A 722-nucleotide genomic window follows, 5' to 3' on the forward strand; every position below is an offset into this window, starting at 1 on the left:
CTCAGGCTCAGCGGCTGCTCGCCGTCCACGCCCGTGGCCTCCGCTGCCGGGCTGCTGCCTTGCACCGCCGGCGCCTGCGCGCCTTCCAGCCCTTGCAGCCAGGCCCCTGCTTGCGCGGCTTCCACTGCCATGAAGCGCTGCTCGCGGCTGTCGAACACTTGCGCCGCCAGCGCCTTGCCGGCTGCGTCCTGGCCCCCTTGCAGCAGCACGCCGCCCGTGGGCAGCAGCGCGGCCGTCTGGGCCACGCCAGCCGCCGCATTGCGCAGCGCCGAGCGCTGCACCGTGTTGGTCTTCGGATCCCAGACTTCAGCGTCGCCGAGCACCGCACCACGGCTGTCCGCGCCGCCGCTGACCAGCACCCGGCCGTCCGGCAGCAGCGCCACCGCTGCACCCACGCGCGCCGACAGGCCCGTAGGGGCCAGCGTCTTGAACGTCTGCGTCGCCGCGTCGAACACTTCAGCGCTGGCCACCGCCGCGCCATCTGCCGATGCACCGCCCAGCACCAGCACGCGGCCATCGGCCAGCAGCGTCAGCGAGTGGCCTTGCCGCGCCACCGACAGCTTGGCCGCCAGCGGCACCCGCTTGCCGTCCGCACCGACGATCGCCGCGAGCGAATCGGCCTTGCCCGTGCCACCGGCTTCCAACCAGCGGCCATCGGGCAACTGCACACGGACAGCCAACACCGACTGCTTCTGCGCTGCCGCCACCGGCGCCTTGGCATC

General features: G+C 73.4%; 1 protein-coding gene. It reads right to left on the bottom strand.

Annotation, left to right across the window (positions count from 1 at the left end; all coding sequences use genetic code 11):
* The coding region (locus tag AACH06_RS30115; protein ID WP_341429527.1) for a Kelch repeat-containing protein at positions 1-683 on the bottom strand (683 nt) is incomplete at its 3' end.
* Positions 684-722: the final 39 nt, after the last annotated feature.

It is taken from the genome of Ideonella lacteola (assembly GCF_038066555.1).
Taxonomy (GTDB): domain Bacteria; phylum Pseudomonadota; class Gammaproteobacteria; order Burkholderiales; family Burkholderiaceae_C; genus Ideonella; species Ideonella lacteola.